Annotated in this window: 7 protein-coding genes; 2 read left to right on the top strand and 5 right to left on the bottom strand. The window is 72.4% G+C overall.

What is annotated here, in order from left to right:
- Positions 1–7 precede the first annotated feature (7 nt).
- Positions 8–1,549 carry a serine/threonine-protein kinase gene (locus tag ASG95_RS06470; protein ID WP_057376928.1) on the bottom strand — a complete coding sequence of 514 codons (1,542 nt, stop codon included), beginning with the start codon at positions 1,547–1,549 and terminating at the stop codon, positions 8–10.
- An 89-nt stretch (positions 1,550–1,638) separates the two neighbouring features.
- Here ASG95_RS06470 and ASG95_RS06465 point away from each other — a divergent pair, with 89 nt between their 5' ends.
- The gene (locus tag ASG95_RS06465; protein WP_057376927.1) at positions 1,639–2,106 is read left to right on the top strand and encodes a group II truncated hemoglobin; all 468 of its coding nucleotides are present in this window, start codon (positions 1,639–1,641) and stop codon (positions 2,104–2,106) included.
- Between the two features lie 76 nt (positions 2,107–2,182).
- Here ASG95_RS06465 and meaB read toward each other — a convergent pair whose 3' ends face one another.
- Together meaB and ASG95_RS06455 are read right to left on the bottom strand one after the other, a co-directional pair.
- Positions 2,183–3,145 (bottom strand): methylmalonyl Co-A mutase-associated GTPase MeaB, encoded by a 963-nt coding sequence (gene meaB, locus ASG95_RS06460; protein WP_056922778.1) that lies wholly within the window; start codon positions 3,143–3,145, stop codon positions 2,183–2,185.
- 3 nt (positions 3,146–3,148) lie between these two features.
- Positions 3,149–4,363: an acetyl-CoA C-acetyltransferase gene (locus tag ASG95_RS06455; protein WP_057376926.1), complete on the bottom strand. Its 1,215-nt coding sequence runs from the start codon at positions 4,361–4,363 to the stop codon at positions 3,149–3,151.
- A 381-nt stretch (positions 4,364–4,744) separates the two neighbouring features.
- Here ASG95_RS06455 and ASG95_RS06450 point away from each other — a divergent pair, with 381 nt between their 5' ends.
- The gene (locus ASG95_RS06450) at positions 4,745–6,616 is read left to right on the top strand and encodes an HNH endonuclease signature motif containing protein (RefSeq protein WP_157581771.1); all 1,872 of its coding nucleotides are present in this window, start codon (positions 4,745–4,747) and stop codon (positions 6,614–6,616) included.
- A 45-nt stretch (positions 6,617–6,661) separates the two neighbouring features.
- Here the strand turns inward: ASG95_RS06450 and ASG95_RS06445 are convergent, their stop codons facing one another.
- Together ASG95_RS06445 and ASG95_RS06440 are read right to left on the bottom strand one after the other, a co-directional pair.
- A complete protein-coding gene (locus ASG95_RS06445) occupies positions 6,662–10,480 on the bottom strand; it encodes a hypothetical protein (RefSeq protein ID WP_057376924.1) in 3,819 nt (1,272 codons plus the stop codon).
- Entirely contained in the window at positions 10,480–17,295 is a 6,816-nt protein-coding gene (locus tag ASG95_RS06440; protein ID WP_057376923.1) for a hypothetical protein, read from the bottom strand. Before ASG95_RS06440 ends, ASG95_RS06445 begins: the two co-directional genes overlap by 1 nt.
- Positions 17,296–17,688 lie beyond the last annotated feature (393 nt).

Below are 17,688 nucleotides of genomic sequence, written 5' to 3'. Positions count from 1 at the left end.
CTTCGGGTCACTGCTTGTCGCTGTCGATGAGCCACGAGTCGCCGTCCCGGACGAAGGTCAGCGTGTGGGTCTCGTCGCTCTTGTCGCCGTCCTTGGGCTTGAAGGTCAGCTCGACGACTGCCTTGTCGTTGGCCGAGTCAGCCTCGACGTTGCCGACGTCCACCGACTCGATGCTGTCCCAGAAGGTCTCGTACCCCTCGCGCCCGTCGGAGTCCTGCTGCATCTTCGGGGTCAGCTGGGCGAAGGTGTCGTCGCGCTTGTTCGCCTTCGTGACGTCGCGGTAGTAGGACTCGACGAACCGGGTCAGCCTCGCGTCGTCCTGGGCCGTGTCGGCCGTCGTGGCGGTCGTCGTGGTGGACGACGACGAGCTCGACGAGCTGCTCGACGACGACGTCTTCGAGGGGGTCTGGGTCTGCGTCTTGGTGGAGGTCACCGTGGTGGTCTGGCCGGGGGTCGGCCTGTTCGTGCCGAAGCCGTCGGTCAGCGCGTAGGCGATGCCGAGGGCGAGCAGCGCCAGCACGACGAGTGCCACGATCCAGGCGGTGGACCGCGAGCGCCCGTCGTCACGACGGTCGTCGTAGCGACCACCGCGTTCGTCGTAGGCCTGGTCCCGCGGAGGTGCCGGCGGGGGCAGCGGAGGTGTCTCGAGCCGCTGGGTGCTCTCGAGGGGTGTGCCGAGGACCTCGGTGGCTGCGGCAGCGGCCCCAGCGCCAGCCAGCGCCGTCCCGGCGGGCAGCGCCATCGTGGCGTCGCCGTGGGCGATCCGGTCGAGCCGCTCGGAGGCGGTGGCCATGTCCCAGCGGCGCTCGGGGTCCTGGTCCATCATCGCGGCGATCGCGCCACCCATCGGGCCGGCCTTCTGCACGGGCCGCGCGTCGCCGCGCGCGATCGCCTGCAGGGTGGCCAGCGGGTTGGCCTGCGACTCGTAGGGAGGCTGTCCCTCGACCGCGTAGTAGAGCGTCGCCCCCAGGGCCCAGACGTCCGACGCCGGGGTCGGATTGCCGCCGCGGGCCAGCTCGGGCGAGAGGTAGCCGGGCGTGCCGGTCATGAACCCGGTCTGGGTCAGCTGGTCGTCGGCGTGGGCCCGGGCGATCCCGAAGTCGCTGATCTTCGGCGTGCCCGCCAGGTCGATGAGGATGTTGCCGGGCTTGATGTCGCGGTGCACGATGCCCCGCTCGTGGGCGGTCGCGAGCGCACTCGCCACCGCCGACCCGATCTCAGCGACCCGGGTCGGGGGCAGGGCGCCGACGTCGCGGATCCGCTCGGCGAGGCTCTGCCCTTCGACGTACTCCATGACCAGCCAGTGCGAGTCGTTCTCGTCGACCACGTCGAAGACCCCGACGGCGTGCGGGTCGTTGAGCGACGCCGCGATCCGCGCTTCCCGCATGGCCCGCGCGGCTGCAGCCGGCTCGCCCGGCAGGGCACCGATCTGCTTCACCGCGACCTCTCGACCGAGCACCGTGTCGAGGCACAGCCACACCGTGCCCATCCCGCCGCTGCCGATGGGACGGACCACCTCGTAGCGTCCGGCGATGACCTGGGGCTGCACTGGGGTCCTTTCGATGGGGTCCGACGATCACCCTATTCGCCGCGGCTGTTCCTTGACACTCGGCGGGACCCCCGTGCCACGCTCCGGAGATGCGGCCGAGCCTGTACGAGTTCGCCGGGGGCGACGAGGCGTTCCTCGCCCTCGCCCGCGCGCACCACGAGCGGTGCGTCGCCGACCCCCTCCTCAACCACCCGTTCAGCAAGGAAGACCTGAACCCGCACCACGTGGAGCGTCTCGCCGCCTACTGGGCCGAGGTGCTGGGTGGGCCGCCGCGCTTCTCCGAGCAGCTGAGCGACCACTCGTCGCTGCTCCGGCTGCACGCCGGCAACGGCCCCGGCATGCTGGAGCTCGGGCCACGGTTCGTCGACTGCTTCGTGGCCGCCGCAGACGACGTGGGCCTGCCCGCCGACCCCGAGTTCCGCGCGGCCCTGCGGGCCTACATGGAGTGGGCGGTCGCCGACGTCAACGAGTTCCACGACGAGGGCGCCACCGTCCCCGACGGCTTCGGTATGCCGCGCTGGGACTGGGACGGGTTGGTCACCTCCGGCCGTCAATGACCCCACCCACGCCCGTTGTTCGGAAGATCCGGCGTGCCTGGACCCGGTGGATCCTCCGAACAACGGCGGGGGGAGGTCAGGCGAGGGCGTCGACGACCTGGTCGGCGGCGGCATACGGGTCGGTCGTGCCGTCCACGACCGCGGCGGCGAGCTCCTCGACCCCGTTGCCGTGGCGCAGGTCGCCCATCTTGGCGCGCAGCGCCTGGAGGGCGATCGACTCGATCTCGTCTCCGGCCCGGCGGATCCGGCGCTCGCGCAGGGTGCCGGACTCCTCCATCCACGACGTGTGCTTCTCGATCGCCTCGATGACCTCGTCGATGCCCTGCCCTTGCTGCGCGACGGTCTTGATGACCGGTGGGCGCCAGAGCCCGGGTTCGGTGCGGTCGCCGAGCGAGATCATGTGGCGGATGTCGCGCACCGTGGCGTCGGCGCCGTCACGGTCGGCCTTGTTGACGACGAACACGTCGCCGATCTCGAGGATGCCCGCCTTGGCGGCCTGGATGCCGTCACCCATGCCCGGCGCCAGCAGGACGATCGTCGTGTCGGCCAGACCGGCCACCTCGACCTCCGACTGCCCGACTCCCACGGTCTCGACGAGGATCACGTCGCACCCGGCTGCGTCGAGCACCCGCAGGGCCTGCGGCGTCGTCCACGACAGGCCGCCGAGGTGTCCGCGGCTCGCCATCGAGCGGATGTAGACATCGGGGTCGAGCGCGTGGTCCTGCATCCGCACGCGGTCTCCGAGCAGCGCGCCGCCCGAGAAGGGTGACGACGGGTCGACCGCGAGGATGCCGATTCGCTTGCCCTGCTTGCGAAGAGCGCCGACGAGGGCATTCGTCGAGGTGGACTTGCCGACGCCGGGACTGCCGGTGATCCCGATGATGTGCGCCTGCCCGGAGTGGGGGGCGAGCGCTGCCATCACCTCGCGGAGGGCGGGATGGCCGTCCTCGACGAGGGAGATCAACCGCGCGACGGCGCGAGGCGACCCTGCCCTGGCCGACTCGACCAGGGCAGGGACGTCGACGGTGCGGGGAGCCAAGCGTCAGGCGCTGTCGGAGGAGGTCCGTGGGACGCGCACGATCAGCGCATCGCCCTGACCGCCACCACCACAGAGGGCAGCCGCGCCGATCCCGCCGCCACGCCGTCCCAGCTCGAGCGCGAGGTGGAGGGCGATGCGGGCGCCGGACATGCCGATCGGGTGGCCGAGCGCGATCGCGCCGCCGTTGACGTTGACCTTGTCGACGTCGATGCCGAGCTCCTTGGCGGAGGCCAGTCCGACGGCGGCGAACGCCTCGTTGATCTCGACGAGGTCGAGGTCGGCGGGCGTGATGCCCTCGCGCTCGCAGGCCCTGGCGATGGCGCGGGCGGGCTGCTGCTGGAGCGTGGAGTCCGGTCCGGCGACGACGCCGTGGGCGCCGATCTCGGCGATCCAGGTGAGCCCGAGCTCCTCCGCCTTCGCCTTGCTCATGACCACGACCGCTGCGGCGCCGTCGCTGATCTGGCTGGCCGAGCCGGCCGTGATGGTGCCGTCCTTGGAGAAGGCCGGACGCAGCTTGCCGAGCGTCTCAGTGGTCGTGTCGGCGCGGATGCCCTCGTCGGTCTTGAACTCGAGCGGGTCACCCTTGCGCTGCGGGATGGAGACCGCGACGACCTCGTCGTCGAAGAGGCCGTCCTTCCAGGCGCGCGCGGCGAGCTGGTGGCTGCGGGCGCTGAACTCGTCCTGCTGCTCGCGGGTGAACGCCTGGTCGCCGGTGTTGGCCTGCTCGGTGAGCAGCCCCATGGCCTGGTCGGTGAACGCGTCCCAGAGGCCGTCGAAGGCCATGTGGTCGCGCATCGTGACGTCGCCGTACTTGAAGCCCTCGCGGGACTTCTCGAGCAGGTGGGGCGCGTTGGTCATCGACTCCTGGCCACCGGCGACCACGACGTCGAACTCACCGGCGCGGATCAGCTGGTCGGCCATCGCGATGGCGTTGATGCCCGAGAGGCAGACCTTGTTGATGGTCAGCGCGGGGACGGTCATCGGGATGCCGGCCTTGGCGGCGGCCTGGCGCGCGGGGATCTGACCCGCGCCGGCCTGCAGCACCTGGCCCATGATCACGTAGTCGACCTGGTCGGGGCTGACCCCGGCCTTCTCGAGGGCGCCCTTGATGGCGAAGCCGCCGAGGTCTGCGCCCGAGAAGTCCTTGAGCGAGCCGAGCAGGCGGCCCATGGGCGTGCGGGCACCCGCGACGATGACGGAAACGGGACGGTCAGACATGGTTGGAGGCCTCCAGCGCCATTGGGGATTACCTCCGTTCACTCTAATGCGGCGGGCCGCGCCCGGGTCCGCCCGGGCTGGTGGTGCTGACCACACTCGGGTATGCCGCGTGGTGGCCTCCCAGCCCACCGTGCCTGCGCCCATGGAGCCTTGCAGGCCGTCACGCGGGCGGCCCCGGCTCGGGCCGCGGCCAGGCTGTCGTCGGCGCACCCGAGCCCTGCGCAGCGTGGCGAATCCGGTTGCGCGACAGCCGAATTGGTTGGTCGACAGGGGTTGACCAGCCGCCCTCCGTCACCTAGACTTCGAACACACGTTCGAATGGATGGCGAAGAGACCCGGGGGGTGATGGCTGTGGGAGGCGTGGTCAGGGCTGAGCGACTGGTGACGGCAGCACCGGCGGCGATCACCTTCGGTTCCGGGCTGGTCACCGCTGCGCTGGTGCGCGACGTCGACCCCGACACCCTGGCCCCAGCGGTGTGCTCGCTCTCGAAGTCCGACGTCGCAGGCCTCGACCGGGTCGAGGCGGAGGCTTACGTCATCGCCTGTGAGCGCGTCACGGCCGCCATCGAGGCGCGCCAGTCGCTCGCCATGGACACCATGGCCAGCCGCGTCGAGGACGACCACTTCCGAAGACTCGAGGAGTCAGACCTGCCGGTGGGGGCCGCCGGGATCGACACCCACGGGCTGGTGGCCTCAACCCTGTCCCCCGCCCTGCACTGCGCGACCCGCACGGTGCAGCGGCGACTGGTCGCTGCCCGGTGGCTGGCCTGCGAGTTCGGCGCCACGTTCGACGCCGCCTGGGACGGCGACCTCGAGCGTCGCCGCACCGAGGTCGTGGTCGAGGCTGGTCTGTCAGTGCCGGCGGAGCTGCGCGGCGCCTTCGAGGCCCTGGTGCTGGAGTCCTCGGTCGACGAGGTCACCGGCGAGTACGTCGTGATGTCCGACCGGGTCCGCGAGCTGTCGCGGTCCGAGCTGACGAGCCGGGCGACCAAGATCGCCCGCGAGCTCGACCCGAGCAGCGAGGAGACCTCCGCCGCCAGGGCCCGGGATGCCCGCCGGGTCGTCATCCAGCCCGACCGCGGCAACCCGGGCCTGGCTCGCTGGGTGGTGACGCTCCCCACCGAGGCGAGCCAGCAGATGGCTGCGGCCGTCGACGCGCTGGCCGGGCAGTACGCGCGGGCCAACCCCGGCACCCCGATCGACGCCGCGCGGGCGGATGCGCTGACCGACCTGGTGCTCTCCAGCGCCGAGGTGTCGACGGTGGTCGAGCTGCTGGTCCCGGCCCTCCCGACCACGGCCGTGCTGGTCGCGGCGAAGTCCGGCGACCCGGCGACACCTTCGCTCGAAAGCGTGACGTCGGCGACGGCGGCATCCTCGGACGAGGCAGCAACGTCGGACGCGGCACCAACCTCGACCGGGGCGGCAACAGCGACCGGCACGGCAACCGCGGACGAGGTTCCTGGCACCGAGCAGGGACAGGGCGTCCGCTGGGTCATCCCCGGAGTCGTCGACGACCCCCGGCACGGCGCACTCGCTCCCGAGGCCGTCGCCCGGCTCCTGAGCGACCCGGACGTCACGCTGCGGCTCGCCCGTCTCGACCTTGATGGGTCGATCGTGCAAGACCCGACCAGCTACCGACCGAGCGCCTCGGTCAGGCGTCGGGTCAGGTCGAGGGATGGTGGGTGCCGCTTCCCCGGGTGCCACACGCCCGCGCGCAACACCGACCTCGACCACGTCATCGCGTTCCCCCACGGTCCCACCGACCCGGCCAACCTGGTCTGCCTGTGCCGCACCCACCACGGGTTCAAGCACCACGGTGGGTGGAGCCTGGGCCTGGCCGGCGACGGCACGGCCACCTGGCGCGCGCCCGACGGTCGCAGCTGGGTCACCGAACCGCGGCCGCATGGCCTCCGCGAGGACCTGCGCCTCACTGACCGGCTGGACCCCGAGCGGCTGCACGACCTGCGTCGGGGCTGGTTGCCGGGGCTGCCCGTGGGCATGACGCCGGCCGACCTCCTCAACGCCGAGCGCTGTCTCCCCGACGACCCGCCCGAGAGCCCGACGACGCCCTCGGCGCCGGCCGACTGGGCTCGCCTCGACCACGCGGACCCTGACTTGGTCGCCGCTGACCACGCCGAAACGGCTGACACCACCCCCGACCGTGCGCCTGCGCCGTCGGCACTGAGTGATCCGGCGAGCTGGCCATCAGCCCTCGAACGTCACCTCGAACGCCAGCTGGCCCTCGCCGCCTGACGTCATGCGGTCGGCGCCCGGTGTCAGTCCGTCCACCGTCCGACGTCAGTCGGTGTAGACGTCGGTGACCCGCTGGCCCTCCGGCGTGATGATCGAGACGGTGATCCGAAGTGGTCCGGCCAGCGGGATGAACGCCTCGTAGGGGGGCGGCGGGTTGAGTCCGCGGCGCAGCCGGTTGCGCACGACGACGATCTCGGTGGTGCGGGGGAAGCCATCGCCTGCCAGCGGGATCTCGTCGAGGGGGAACGACCCACTGAGGGTCCGCGGCCGCAGAGCTGGACCGATCGGCGGCCGGAAGGGTTCGCGAGGCAGGAACGGACCACCGGGCCGGACCCCTTCGCCCGGGACTCGTCCAGGCACCGGGTTGAGAGGTTCGCGACCGATCGGCATCGGGAGCGGGCCCAGCAGCCGCTGCTGGGCGACGATCTCCATCACGTAGGGCGGCCGGCGGCGATAGCTCGCGTCGGTGATGATGCCCACGTGGACGCCCCGCCCGGCGATCGCGAACACGTCGACGATCGAGACCGTCACGTCCGGGGGTGGGGGCACCCAGCCGGGCACGGTCAGCTCGCGGACCACCTCTCGGCCGAAGGGGTCCACCAGCCGCACGCGGACGTCCACCGGGTCGGCGGCGACCGGTCGGGTGAACCACAGCGCCAACGGTGAGCGGCCGGTCACCCTGGTCCCCTGCTCGAGCACCGGGGTGGTCGCAGCGGCCGCGGGGGCGCTCGTGAGCGGGGTCACCGGCACCGCCTGCAGCTCGACCGACGCGATCGGCTGGGCGCCCGCGTCACCGTCGATCCGGTGGACGCCGGCCGGCAGCACGCGGGGTGGCGCCGTCGTGGCGGTCCGCACCACCACGCCGCGGTGGTCGCCGCCCCAGACGTCGGCGGCGAGCGGTTCCAGCTCGGGAGGTCCGGGTGGCACGAGCAGCCCGACCACGTCGGAGGCCGCAGAGGGCAGCCCGCGCTCGCCCTTCTGCGGGACGACGTCGACGGGCACTGCGACGGCGCGCAGCAGCCACTGGTCCCACCGGCCGGGCAGGGTGCCGGTCCAGGTCGCGGAGTAGATCGGCTGGCCCAGCACCGGGTCGACCTCGGTCGGCAGCGGGGCCGTGGTCACGACCGCGTCGGCGAAAGCCGGTCCCATCGTCGAGACCTCCCTGGCCGCCTCCTCGGAGGTGGTGCGGTAGATCCGGAAGCGTTGCACTGCAATGGAGCTCGCGGCATACAGGGCGATGGTGACGGTGCCGTCGACGGCGATGGACGGTCGCGTCACCGGGGGCGCGGGGCGGCGCAGCCGCGGTGCCATGACGGCTTGGAAGTGATCGTGCGGCGTGCCACTCGACGGCCACGGGCTCTCGATGCCGGTCTTCGTCATCGTGGTGACGATGAAGAGGTGGATGTCGTTGGACCCCTTCGGCAGCGTGACGTCGTGCGAGCGCACCGCCCCGTCGACCTCGACCAGCCGACGGAACGACGCGCGGCGTTGCGTGGGGGTCATCGCGTCGTACGCGGTCCGCAGGTCGACGAGCCGCTGGCCCGGCAGGGTCGAGTCGGATGGGCGCGCGGGCAGCCCGGCCCGCTGGCGCAGCGACGTCTCGTTGACCTCCCAGATGATGCAGGTGCGCACGTCCGCACCGCCGGGCAGGGACCACGCAACGCGCACGTGGCTGCATCCTTGCGCGTCGACGGTGCTCCCGAGCGGCACACCGGGCAGCGGTGGCGGCGGCAGCGGGAGGACGGGCACGGGGCTGGCAGCGCTGGTGCGCGCGGGGTTCGGGTCCACCGGCGACCACGGGGTGGGGCTCGACCCGACCAGCAAGTGCCGCCGCGCCCACACCTGCACGCCCCACCGGGAGGTGCTCCCGAAGTCGAGGGACGGGACGGCTGCCACCACGGCATACCGGCGTCCGCCGTCGCCTTGGCCCGGTCCGGGGGTGACCGCCTCGGTGCCGTCGGCGCTGAGGGGTTGCACCGTGCACCCACTCGGCACTGGCGTGTCCCCGGCGAAGGTGAAGCCGAGGTCGCGACGGAAGCAGCCGACCGGGATCGGAGCGGCCGGCGACATCCCGAACGGCGGCACGTCGGTCGCCGCAGCCATGGGGAAGTACATCGCGACGATCTCGACCTGGGTGGGCGTGCGCTCGAGCCACTCGACGGCCACCTCGGCCTTGAGGGTGCCCGGGCAGCTGGGGCTCCCGGCATAGTGGGTGTCGAGGGCGACCGAGATGAGGCGGGTCGGCTGCGGCGCCGGTTCGGTGCCGTTCCACGGCACGTCCTGCCACGGCGACCAGATGCCGTGCACATCGCTCACTGCCACCGCGTAGCCGACGTGCCGCCCGCCGCTGCCGATCACGATCTCCTGGCCACCGTCCACGAGCGCCACCCGGTTGAAGCCGGTGTTGCCCTCGGAGCCGTCCGGGCTGATGAGCAGGGGTCGGTCTCCCCCGGCGTCGCGCTTGGGCAGCAGCGACTGGGCCGGGCCGGCACTCCCCAGCTCGTAGCGCGCGAGCGCCGACTCGGTGACCGGCGACGCGGCGGCGTTCTTGGGCACCCGGTCCCAGGTGAGCCGGATCGACTCGCGCCAGGGCGCGTCGGCGGTGATCGGGCCGACCAGACCGGCCCGCTCGGACAGCAGCGCGGTCGGCGTCGGCACCACGAGGTGGGGGTCCGGGGCCGGGGCGTAGGCCGCGAACTCGGCACCTCCGCGGTCCGGCGGGGCGAGCCGCGAGTACTTGCCGGTGACCAGGAAGTCGCAGTGGCCCACCGAGACCTGGAGGTCGTCGAGCCGCTCCATCGTGTACGACGCCCCGAACCCCGTGGCGAGGTTGAGGAACGGGTCACTCAGCGCGGGGAGCATCAGCATCGGCCACGGTCCGGTGTCGGCCTGGGTCGTCATCGACGAGTACTTCCCGTCCTGCTGCGGCGGGTCGACGGCGCGCGGGCTGGTGACGGCGAACTGCTGGTACTCGCGCACCGACAGGTCGTACATCGGCGGCAGCTCGGGGAACAGGTCGCGGCGGACCTCCTCGACGAGGAGCTTGGGGTCGGGCGCGGCCCATGGCGGGGCGATCCGGCCGGCCTGGGTGACCGGCCCCCAGCCGATCGGTGGCCCGCCACGCAGGAGCCGGTGCACGGCGGCGTCGACCGGCGACATCGGGGTCGCGACCGGTCCCTGGTCGCTGGTGTCGTACTCGAACCCTGCCCCGGGCTGGTCGACGGGCAGGCCGACGACCTCGAGCGGCGTCCAGCTCGGGTCGTTGACGATGTCGGCCAGTGGCTGGATCGCCACGCTGATGTCGGTGCCGTTCCAGACCTTGGCGTAGGTCGCGCCCGAGGTGCGGACGGTGATGCTCAGCGGGTCCGCGTTGACCGGCTGGACCGACCCCGCCGCCACCGCGTGGTCGGCGTCCTCACCGGTACGGAAGAGGTAGACCGCCACGGGCGCCGAGGGGTCGAGCGGCCGACAGGTGACCCGCACGCACCCCGCCTCGACCGGACCCCACGTGACGAACGGGATGCTGTCGCCGGAGACCGAGATCCGCGCGCGCTTGGGTGCGTCCTTCGGGCTGCGCGTCCAGACCGTGAAGGGGCCACGCGGCACCCCGAGCGCCGGTCCGCACGCCCAGCTGAGGTGGATGTCGAGCGAGCGCAGCTTGAGCTGGCGGTCGTCGAACTCGGGAGCGAGGGCAGCGCGCGGAGCGACGTGGGTCAGGGCGTGCGTGCCGAACGCGTCCGTGTCGGCCAGGCCGAGGTCGAGGTCGAACTGTCGCGCCAGCTCCCGCTGGCGCGCGGCGAGGGTGGCCCAGGGCAGCCGGACGGCCTTGGCGCGGAACCGCGACGAGTCTGACCTGCGTGCCATCAGAGCTCCTCCTCCCAGGGTGCGCGCTGCAGCGGGACGTCCACGGCCACGGCCCGGGACTCGGCGCTGCCCGCGAGGGCGTCCGCGGCGACGACGAGGTCGAGGGCGGCGCGGGTGCCGCGGGCTCCGGGGGCGAGGAGGACGACGGCGCGCCCCAGGCCGGGCCCACGGATGATGCGGGTGATCCCGGCGGCAGGGAGCGAGCCGGCCGGTGCGGGTGCCGTGCTGGGCTTGAGCGACAGCCAGTCGGTCATCCGCGCGGCCCACCAGTGGTGCGTCGGGTCGACGGAGTCGATCGGGCCCTGCACCTGCGTGGGCATCAGCCGCGACCGCCACAACGTCTCGCTGCACTCGACGACCAGCGCGAGCGGTGCGGGCGTGGCGTCGGTCGACCAGAGCACCTGCACCATCGGCGCACCGGGCGTCTGGGGTGTGGTGAGCCCGGCGGCCTGGAAGGCCGCGTCGAGCTGGTCACCGGTGGGTGCGTCCGGCAGCGCCGTGAGTGGTCCGATCGCCGGCACCACGGTATGCCGCCAGCGCGCCTCCCGGAGCAAGCTCGCCAGCTGAGCGACGGTGCCGAAAGCGCTGGTGGTGAAGCCGATCCGGTGGACCAGGCCGCGAGCGCTGGCGGCTGATCCCTTCGGCACGGCGTGGACGTCGATGAGGTAGTCGGTCAGCGGCTCGAGGTCGTAGGGCAGCTCGAGCACGTCGTGCCGCACCCGCTCGCCGCTGATGTCGATGCAGCGCTGGCCCTCGCCGAGGACCTCCAGCACGGCCTCCTCCCAGGGCGTCGAGACGGCCAGGCCCTTGAGCTTCTTGAGGTGGATGCCGTCGACCTCCAGCGGGATCGTGAAGCCCGTGCCGGGGGCCCCGCCACCGGGAGGCGCGGGGTGCTTGCCGGAGGCCGACAGGACGATGACCCGCAGCTCCTTGTCGTAGGCGTCGAAGAGGGCCGCGACGTTCTGCGTGGCGAGGGCGATCCGGATCGGCTCGGCACACAGGACGCCGACGTCGTCCATGCCGGGCGCGGACGCGAGCAGCCACGGCGAGAGGTCCTTCGGCGACTCGTCGGCCCCGTCGGCGGTGAACCGGTAGCTGTCGGTGTGCCCGCCGTCCCACGACGGCGCGGAGGTCGGCTGGGTGTCCTGCTTGACCGAGGCGGCCCGCCAGTTGACGGCCACCGTGTAGGCCCGACCCGGGACGAGCAGCGCGTGGTCGTCGGGGTCCTGGGTGAGGGCGGTGGAGATGGCCTCCTGCTCGCTGGTGACGACCGAGGTGTCCCACGACCAGCGGGTGGCCTCGCTGGTGAGGACGCCCGTCATGGCGACGAGGTAGAACGCCGGTGGCTGCTGGTCCTTCGGGAAACGCGTTGCGTCCCAGCCGATCTCGACCGTCGCCACACCCTGGACGTCGCGCGAGTGCACGAGCAGCAGGGTGTGCGGCCAGGTGGCCCGGGAGGCGACGCGCGCCGCGACCTGCCCGGCGCGGCATACCGGGTCGAACCACGGGCCGTCGCCGTCGACCCAAGCGGCCGGCAGAGGGTTGTCACTGTCGAGGCGGTCGTCGCTGTCGAGCGCACGCTGGTCGAGGACGGTGCCCTTCTCGTCGAGCCAGCGCACGACGAGGCGTTGCATGAAGACTTCCTCGGGCACGAGCAGCAGCATGGTGAGGTCGCCCGCACCGCCGTCCGGGCGCACGCGCAGGGTGTCGCGCAGGTCGCTGGGGGTGAACTTGAGGCGGTCCCAGGCGCGCTTGACGCGGCCCATGTCCTCCTCGGTGCCCATCGGTGCGGGCTGGTCGGAGTCGCGCACCGGCGAGCGGAGGATGCGACCCTCGCAGCCGAGCCCGGTCGTCGCCGCCGCGGGGGTCACGGCGAGGGTCGCGCTGGCCGCGGTCGCCGCCCGGTTGAGCTGCGGGTCCCAGCCCTGCGCTAGCCGCACGGCCTGCACGTCGCCGAGGCTGGCACCGGCGGCGAGCGCCTGTGCGACCTCGCCCAGCGCGCTGTCGTCGTTGCCCGACGCCCGGGTCGACCAGTCCGAGCCCGCGGTCGCGACCCACGCCTTGAGGGGGTTGGGCACGTCGCGTCCACGGCGGGGCGTGCAGCAGCGCACCGAGTCGCCGACGACCACGGCGGGCGTGGTGCCCTGGAGGATGTCGATGGCCGGGTCGCCGGAGCGCCACGCCTCGGTGACGTCGCACTCGCCGTGGACCGGCCGGGTGCGCAGGGTGTCGGGCGGGTCGGGCCACGGGATGCCGTCGAGGTCCCAGCCGACGCTGCTCGGACCCGGCGGCTTGCCGTCGAACGTCCAGAGCACCGGCGCCGGTGGGGCGGCCGGGTTGCAGACCGTCCCCCACCGGTCGGTGACGCTGGTGGTGAGGGCCTCGCCGTAGGGCAGCGCGCGGCTGAACGGCGTGGGCAGCCAGTTTAGGAGGGCGATCGCGGGGCCGGACGACGGGTCGGCGGGTGAGGTCTGCTTCCACCACGAGCTCGGGGTCTTGCCGGCCGGGGGCGCCGGCTGGAGGTCGCCGGTCAGCGTGACCGAGGTGATCTCGTAGGTCCACCAGCGGTCGCCGAGCCGCACCCACGGCCGGGCGCCGCTGTTGCCGAGCGGGGTGCCGCCCATGACCTGGCCGCCGACGTTGGGGGCGGTGTTGAACAGCACGACGGGGATGGCGTCCAGCGGCACCGAGGGGGGTGTGCCGCTGGCGCCGGTCCGCAGGGCGTCGGCGAGCTTGCCGTCGATGGCGCGCTCGGCCCCGGTGCCCTCGACGAGGGCGGGCGAGCGCGAGACCAGGCTGACGCCGGCGACGAGGGGCGGTGGGGTGAGGGTCTCCGAGGGCTGGGTGCCGATCGTGAGCGAGACACAGCCCTTGACGGAGAAGAAGAAGAAGTCGACCTCGCCACAGACCTCGCCGTGGACGTAGGTGACGTCGGGGCTGCTCGGGGTGGTGCGACCGACGAGGACGTCGAGCTCGGCGCTGGCCCCGATGCTGATGATGAACAGCCGCAGCTCGCCGCGCACGTAGATCTTGCCGGCCAGGAAGAACGGGTCGAAGCCGAGGATCGCGTCGAAGCCACCGGCGACCTCGAGGTAGAGCCCGATGCTCTTGCTGCCCATGAGCACGCAGCTGATGTGGAAGCCGGTGGCGATGGCCATGCCGCCCGTGACCGGCGGGAGCACCGGGATGGTGATGCCGTTGCCGTGCACCATGAGGTAGCCGCTGCCCTTGATGACGTCGAGCACCTCGATGGTCACCCGGTCGTCGTAGGAGCCGAGGTCGACGAGCCAGTTCTGGGGGTTGCGGGTGTCGAAGAACGCCGTGACCGGCACCCGGATCTTCAGCAGCTTCTGGATCTCGTATGCCGCGACGATGCCGAGCGTGATCGTGCCCCGGCCGAAGTCGATGTCGAGGACGGCGAGGAAGGTCGCGCTCTGGCTGGCGTCCTTGAGCACCGGCGGCAGCTTGAGGACGTCGGCCTTCATCACCAGCAGCAGCCGTGGCCCTGGCACCTCGATGAGGATGATGCCCTTGAGGTGCACCACGAAGCCGCCGTCGACGGTACCGAGAAGCATGCCCGCCGCGAATGCGTAGGAGCCGGCCGTGTGGGTCCACCCGTCGGGGTGCATGACGTGGCCGCGCTGGAGCTGCGCCTGGAGCCAGTCGAGCGAGGGGACCGGCCTGGTCGCGTAGGGCGACTCGTCGCGCGCGTAGTTGATGCCGACGCCGCCGAGGAAGCCGTAGATGCCCAGCCCCGAGTTGCCCAGCAGCAGCGGCACGGGCAGCTCGACCTCGGCGCCGATGAGCACGCCGGTGACACCGTTCTTGGTCTCGACCGCGAGGACCGCACTGGCACGCAGGTTGATCGGCGTGACGGTGAGGTCGAAGTAGCCCTTGAAACCGAACGGCGTGAACTCCAGCGACCCCTTGCCGTGCAGCACCCCCGGCACCTCGAGCGAGGCGGCCAGCTTGGTCAGGGTGATCTCGAACGGCCCGTCGAGCCGGGCCCTGACGCGGACCGTGTCGACGGTGACGATGCCGAGGTCGAGCCCGAGGCCGACCTCGACCTCCATGTAGGTGGGGTTGTCGCGGCTGACCCGGAAGCCCAGCACCCGCAGCAGCTCGTCGAGCGGCGGGCTGGCGCTGAGGGCACCGGCCGGGATGTCGAGGGTGTAGCCCTTGCTGGGGTCGAAGACCGGGATCGGCAGGTAGTCGATGTGGCCGGGGTGGGCTGGGTCGGGGGCGGTGTTCCACGACGACCGCACGCCGATCGCCTTGTAGCGCGTGGTGACCGGGTGCGCCGGGTTCACCTTGACGATGCCGAGGTCGAAGGTGAACGTGACCTCGATGTCGAGCAGCACACTGACCGTGGTGCCGCGCGGGTCGACGGTGGCCGAGCCGTCGGAGGCGATGATGCCCTGGCTGACGACGAGCTCGCCGCCGCGCAGGATCAGCTTCTGGGTGTTGATCAGGCTGCTCGCGCCCAGGGCGATGCTGCCGATCGAGACGAGCGCCCCGGCGGCGGGTGACAGCTCGGCGGCGGCGGAGCTGAGCGGCGCGAGGACGCTGAGCGCGCCGAGCACGTTGAGGGCGTTGGGGTTGGAGTGCGCCAGGTCCATCTGGGCGAGTCCGTCGAGGTCGGCCTCGGCCGCGCGGAACTCGGCACTGACCAGCCACGACTCGCGGTCCTCGGCGATCCGCAACCGGACGAGGAAGTTGCAGATCCCGTCGGACGGGTTGCGGGGGCCGTTGCGCAGCGCGGGTTGGGAGTGCTGGCGCAGGGCGGTCTCGGCGGCCGTCTCGATGTCGAACTCGCCGTAGACCTCAGCCCGGATGAAGGTGCTGCGGAGCAGCTCGACCCGGACCCCGAGCTTGCGGAAGCAGTCAGGGCGACCCCCGGTCGGCGGCGTACGGTCCACCTCGCGGGCCGGTGGCCGCACGACTCGCTCCACCCGGGCGGTGATGGTCTCCTGGCCGTTGCCGGCCGTGGTGGCGCGAGCCCGCCACCAGGCGCCGCTGCCGGCGGCTGGTGGCGGGGTGGTTCCCTCCGCCGAAGTCGTCTGGGCCTTGGCCTGGGTGAAGCCATCCGCTGCACCGGCCGTGACGTTGGTGAACCCCTTGTGCAGCAACAGCTCGACGAGCACGTCACGGCGTCGCTCGCTGAGCAGCCGGTTGTAGGTCGCGTCGCTCGCGGAGTCGTGCTGCGGCCCCTCCCACGAGGCGTACCCCTTGACGGTCAACGCGGTGGCCGCACCGATCTCGGTGACGACCTGCGCGGTGATCGCGTCGAGCAGGGCACCTCCGGTGGGCGCGGCGCCCTGGGCCGGTGCGCGGGCGGTGCCGACGTTGTCGGAGTTGGTGGCGAAGAGGTGCACCGGGGTGGCGGGGCGCCCACAGACGGCGCAGTTGTTGGGGGCGCCGGTGCTGGTGTTGAAGGGATCCGGCTTCGCGAACCGGAAGAACGCGTCGACCGCCTGCGGCTGGGTGGGCGGCAGGGTGGCCGTGACGTCGACCCGCGCGCCGGCAGCCACCGGCACGTCGGCCTGCACCGATGGGCCGGCCCCTCCACCGGCCCAGGACCAGTTGGCGGCCACCGGTGGGTCGGTCGTCAGCTTCACGTGGGTGGCGGTCTCCGACACCCTGCGTATGCCGTGCGGCCGGCTGTTCGTCGGCGTGACCGTGACCGTCGACGAGCCCGAGCCGGCGCCTGTGGGCGCGCTGCGGCGGACCACGGTGAAGGTGCGGGTGGTCGGCGAGCCCGTGCCGGGGGTAGCCGTGACCGTGATGCTGAGGTTGCCGCTGGAGGGGACGGTGAGCTCGACCCGGTCGTCGGCGGTGACGACGCCGTCGACGCTGATGCTGATGGTGATCGGCGCCAGCCCGCCGGCGGTGTCGACGAAGAGGGTCGCGTGCTCCGGCAGCTCGGCGGCGCCGGTGCCCGGGTCGCCGATCCACTCCCCCGAGGCCGTCCGGAAGCTGACCGTGATGACCGGCGCCGCGCCGCGGTTGACCACCTCGGCCTCGAAGATGCCGGTGACGCCCGCGTGCACGCCGAGGCCGATCCAGAGGCTGCGCACGCCGGCGCTGACGGCGAGGCCGGTCAGCCCGGTCGGGGCGACGAAGAGCCGCGCCTCGGGGAGGTAGAAGCCCTGCCAGTCGGCGGGCATCGAGCGGGCCTCGGCCGGGACGGCAGGGACGTTGGGGCCGGCCGTGCCGGACAGGTCGAGGACGGCGGTGCGGAAGGCGAAGCCGACGACGTCGGAGGGGCCGACGAGCGCGTAGGGCGGGTTCATCGAGATGAACTCGTAGATGTGGTCGACCGGGGTGCCACCGGTCTCGGCCGACAGCAGCTCGACGCCGACGGACTGGCCGGCGAGCTGCTTGGCGCGGATCCGCAGTGACGGCAGCGTGAACGTGACGGGGAGGCCGTTGGCCCGGAGCTGGCCCTGGCCGTCGAGCTCGGCACCGCGCAGGAACGGCAGCCGCACCAGCACGATCGGCACCCTCAGGGTGACCCGCCAGCCGCCGTCACCGACCCCGCCGGTCTGGTGCAGGCCGAGCTCGACGCTGACGCTCGGGTCGGGGAACTCGATCGGGGTGGTCGAGGTGGTGCCGCCGTTGCCGAAGCCACCCGAGCCCGGGTCGAGGGTGATCGGGGTCGGCCAGGTGCCGGTGGCCGTGTAGACGTGCCAGGTGCCGTCGTCGTCGGTCTGCAGGCCGTCGTCGGTGCCGGTCAGGCCCTGCAGGAGGGGTCGCACCTGGTCGAGGGCACCGGAGTTCCGCGCGCTCGAGGGAACGTCGTCCCACAGCGTCACAGCACACCTCCCCGGGGGCGGCGCGAACCTCAGGAGGACGGCACACGGGTGCCGCCCGGTGCGAAGCTGGCTGCGGGTCCCCTCGTAGCCACTCCAAGCGAATGCAAGCCAGTGGTGCTCCCTGCAGGTAACCAGTGGCCACCCGCGACGGTCAACGGGCTGTCACAGAACCGCCATCCGGGGCGACGCAAACCTCGACATTCACGGCACCGCCGCCACGTCGCCAACGGGTGTCGAAAATCGTCACCGCGCAACGGTCTGTGCGGCCGGTGCCCGACATGTGACGCTGTGTCCCGATAACGTCTGTCGGCCTTTCGTCTCGCGGTTCTCCCCTTTTTGGTGGACTTTCGATGTCCCACAGCGGGGTGACGCGTGGCACCGACTGGCGCGGCT

It is taken from the genome of Phycicoccus sp. Soil803 (assembly GCF_001429685.1).
In the GTDB taxonomy this organism is placed as follows: Bacteria; Actinomycetota; Actinomycetes; order Actinomycetales; family Dermatophilaceae; genus Pedococcus.
Note: the sequence above shows the minus strand (reverse complement) of the source record. Positions and strands in the feature narration are given on the sequence as shown.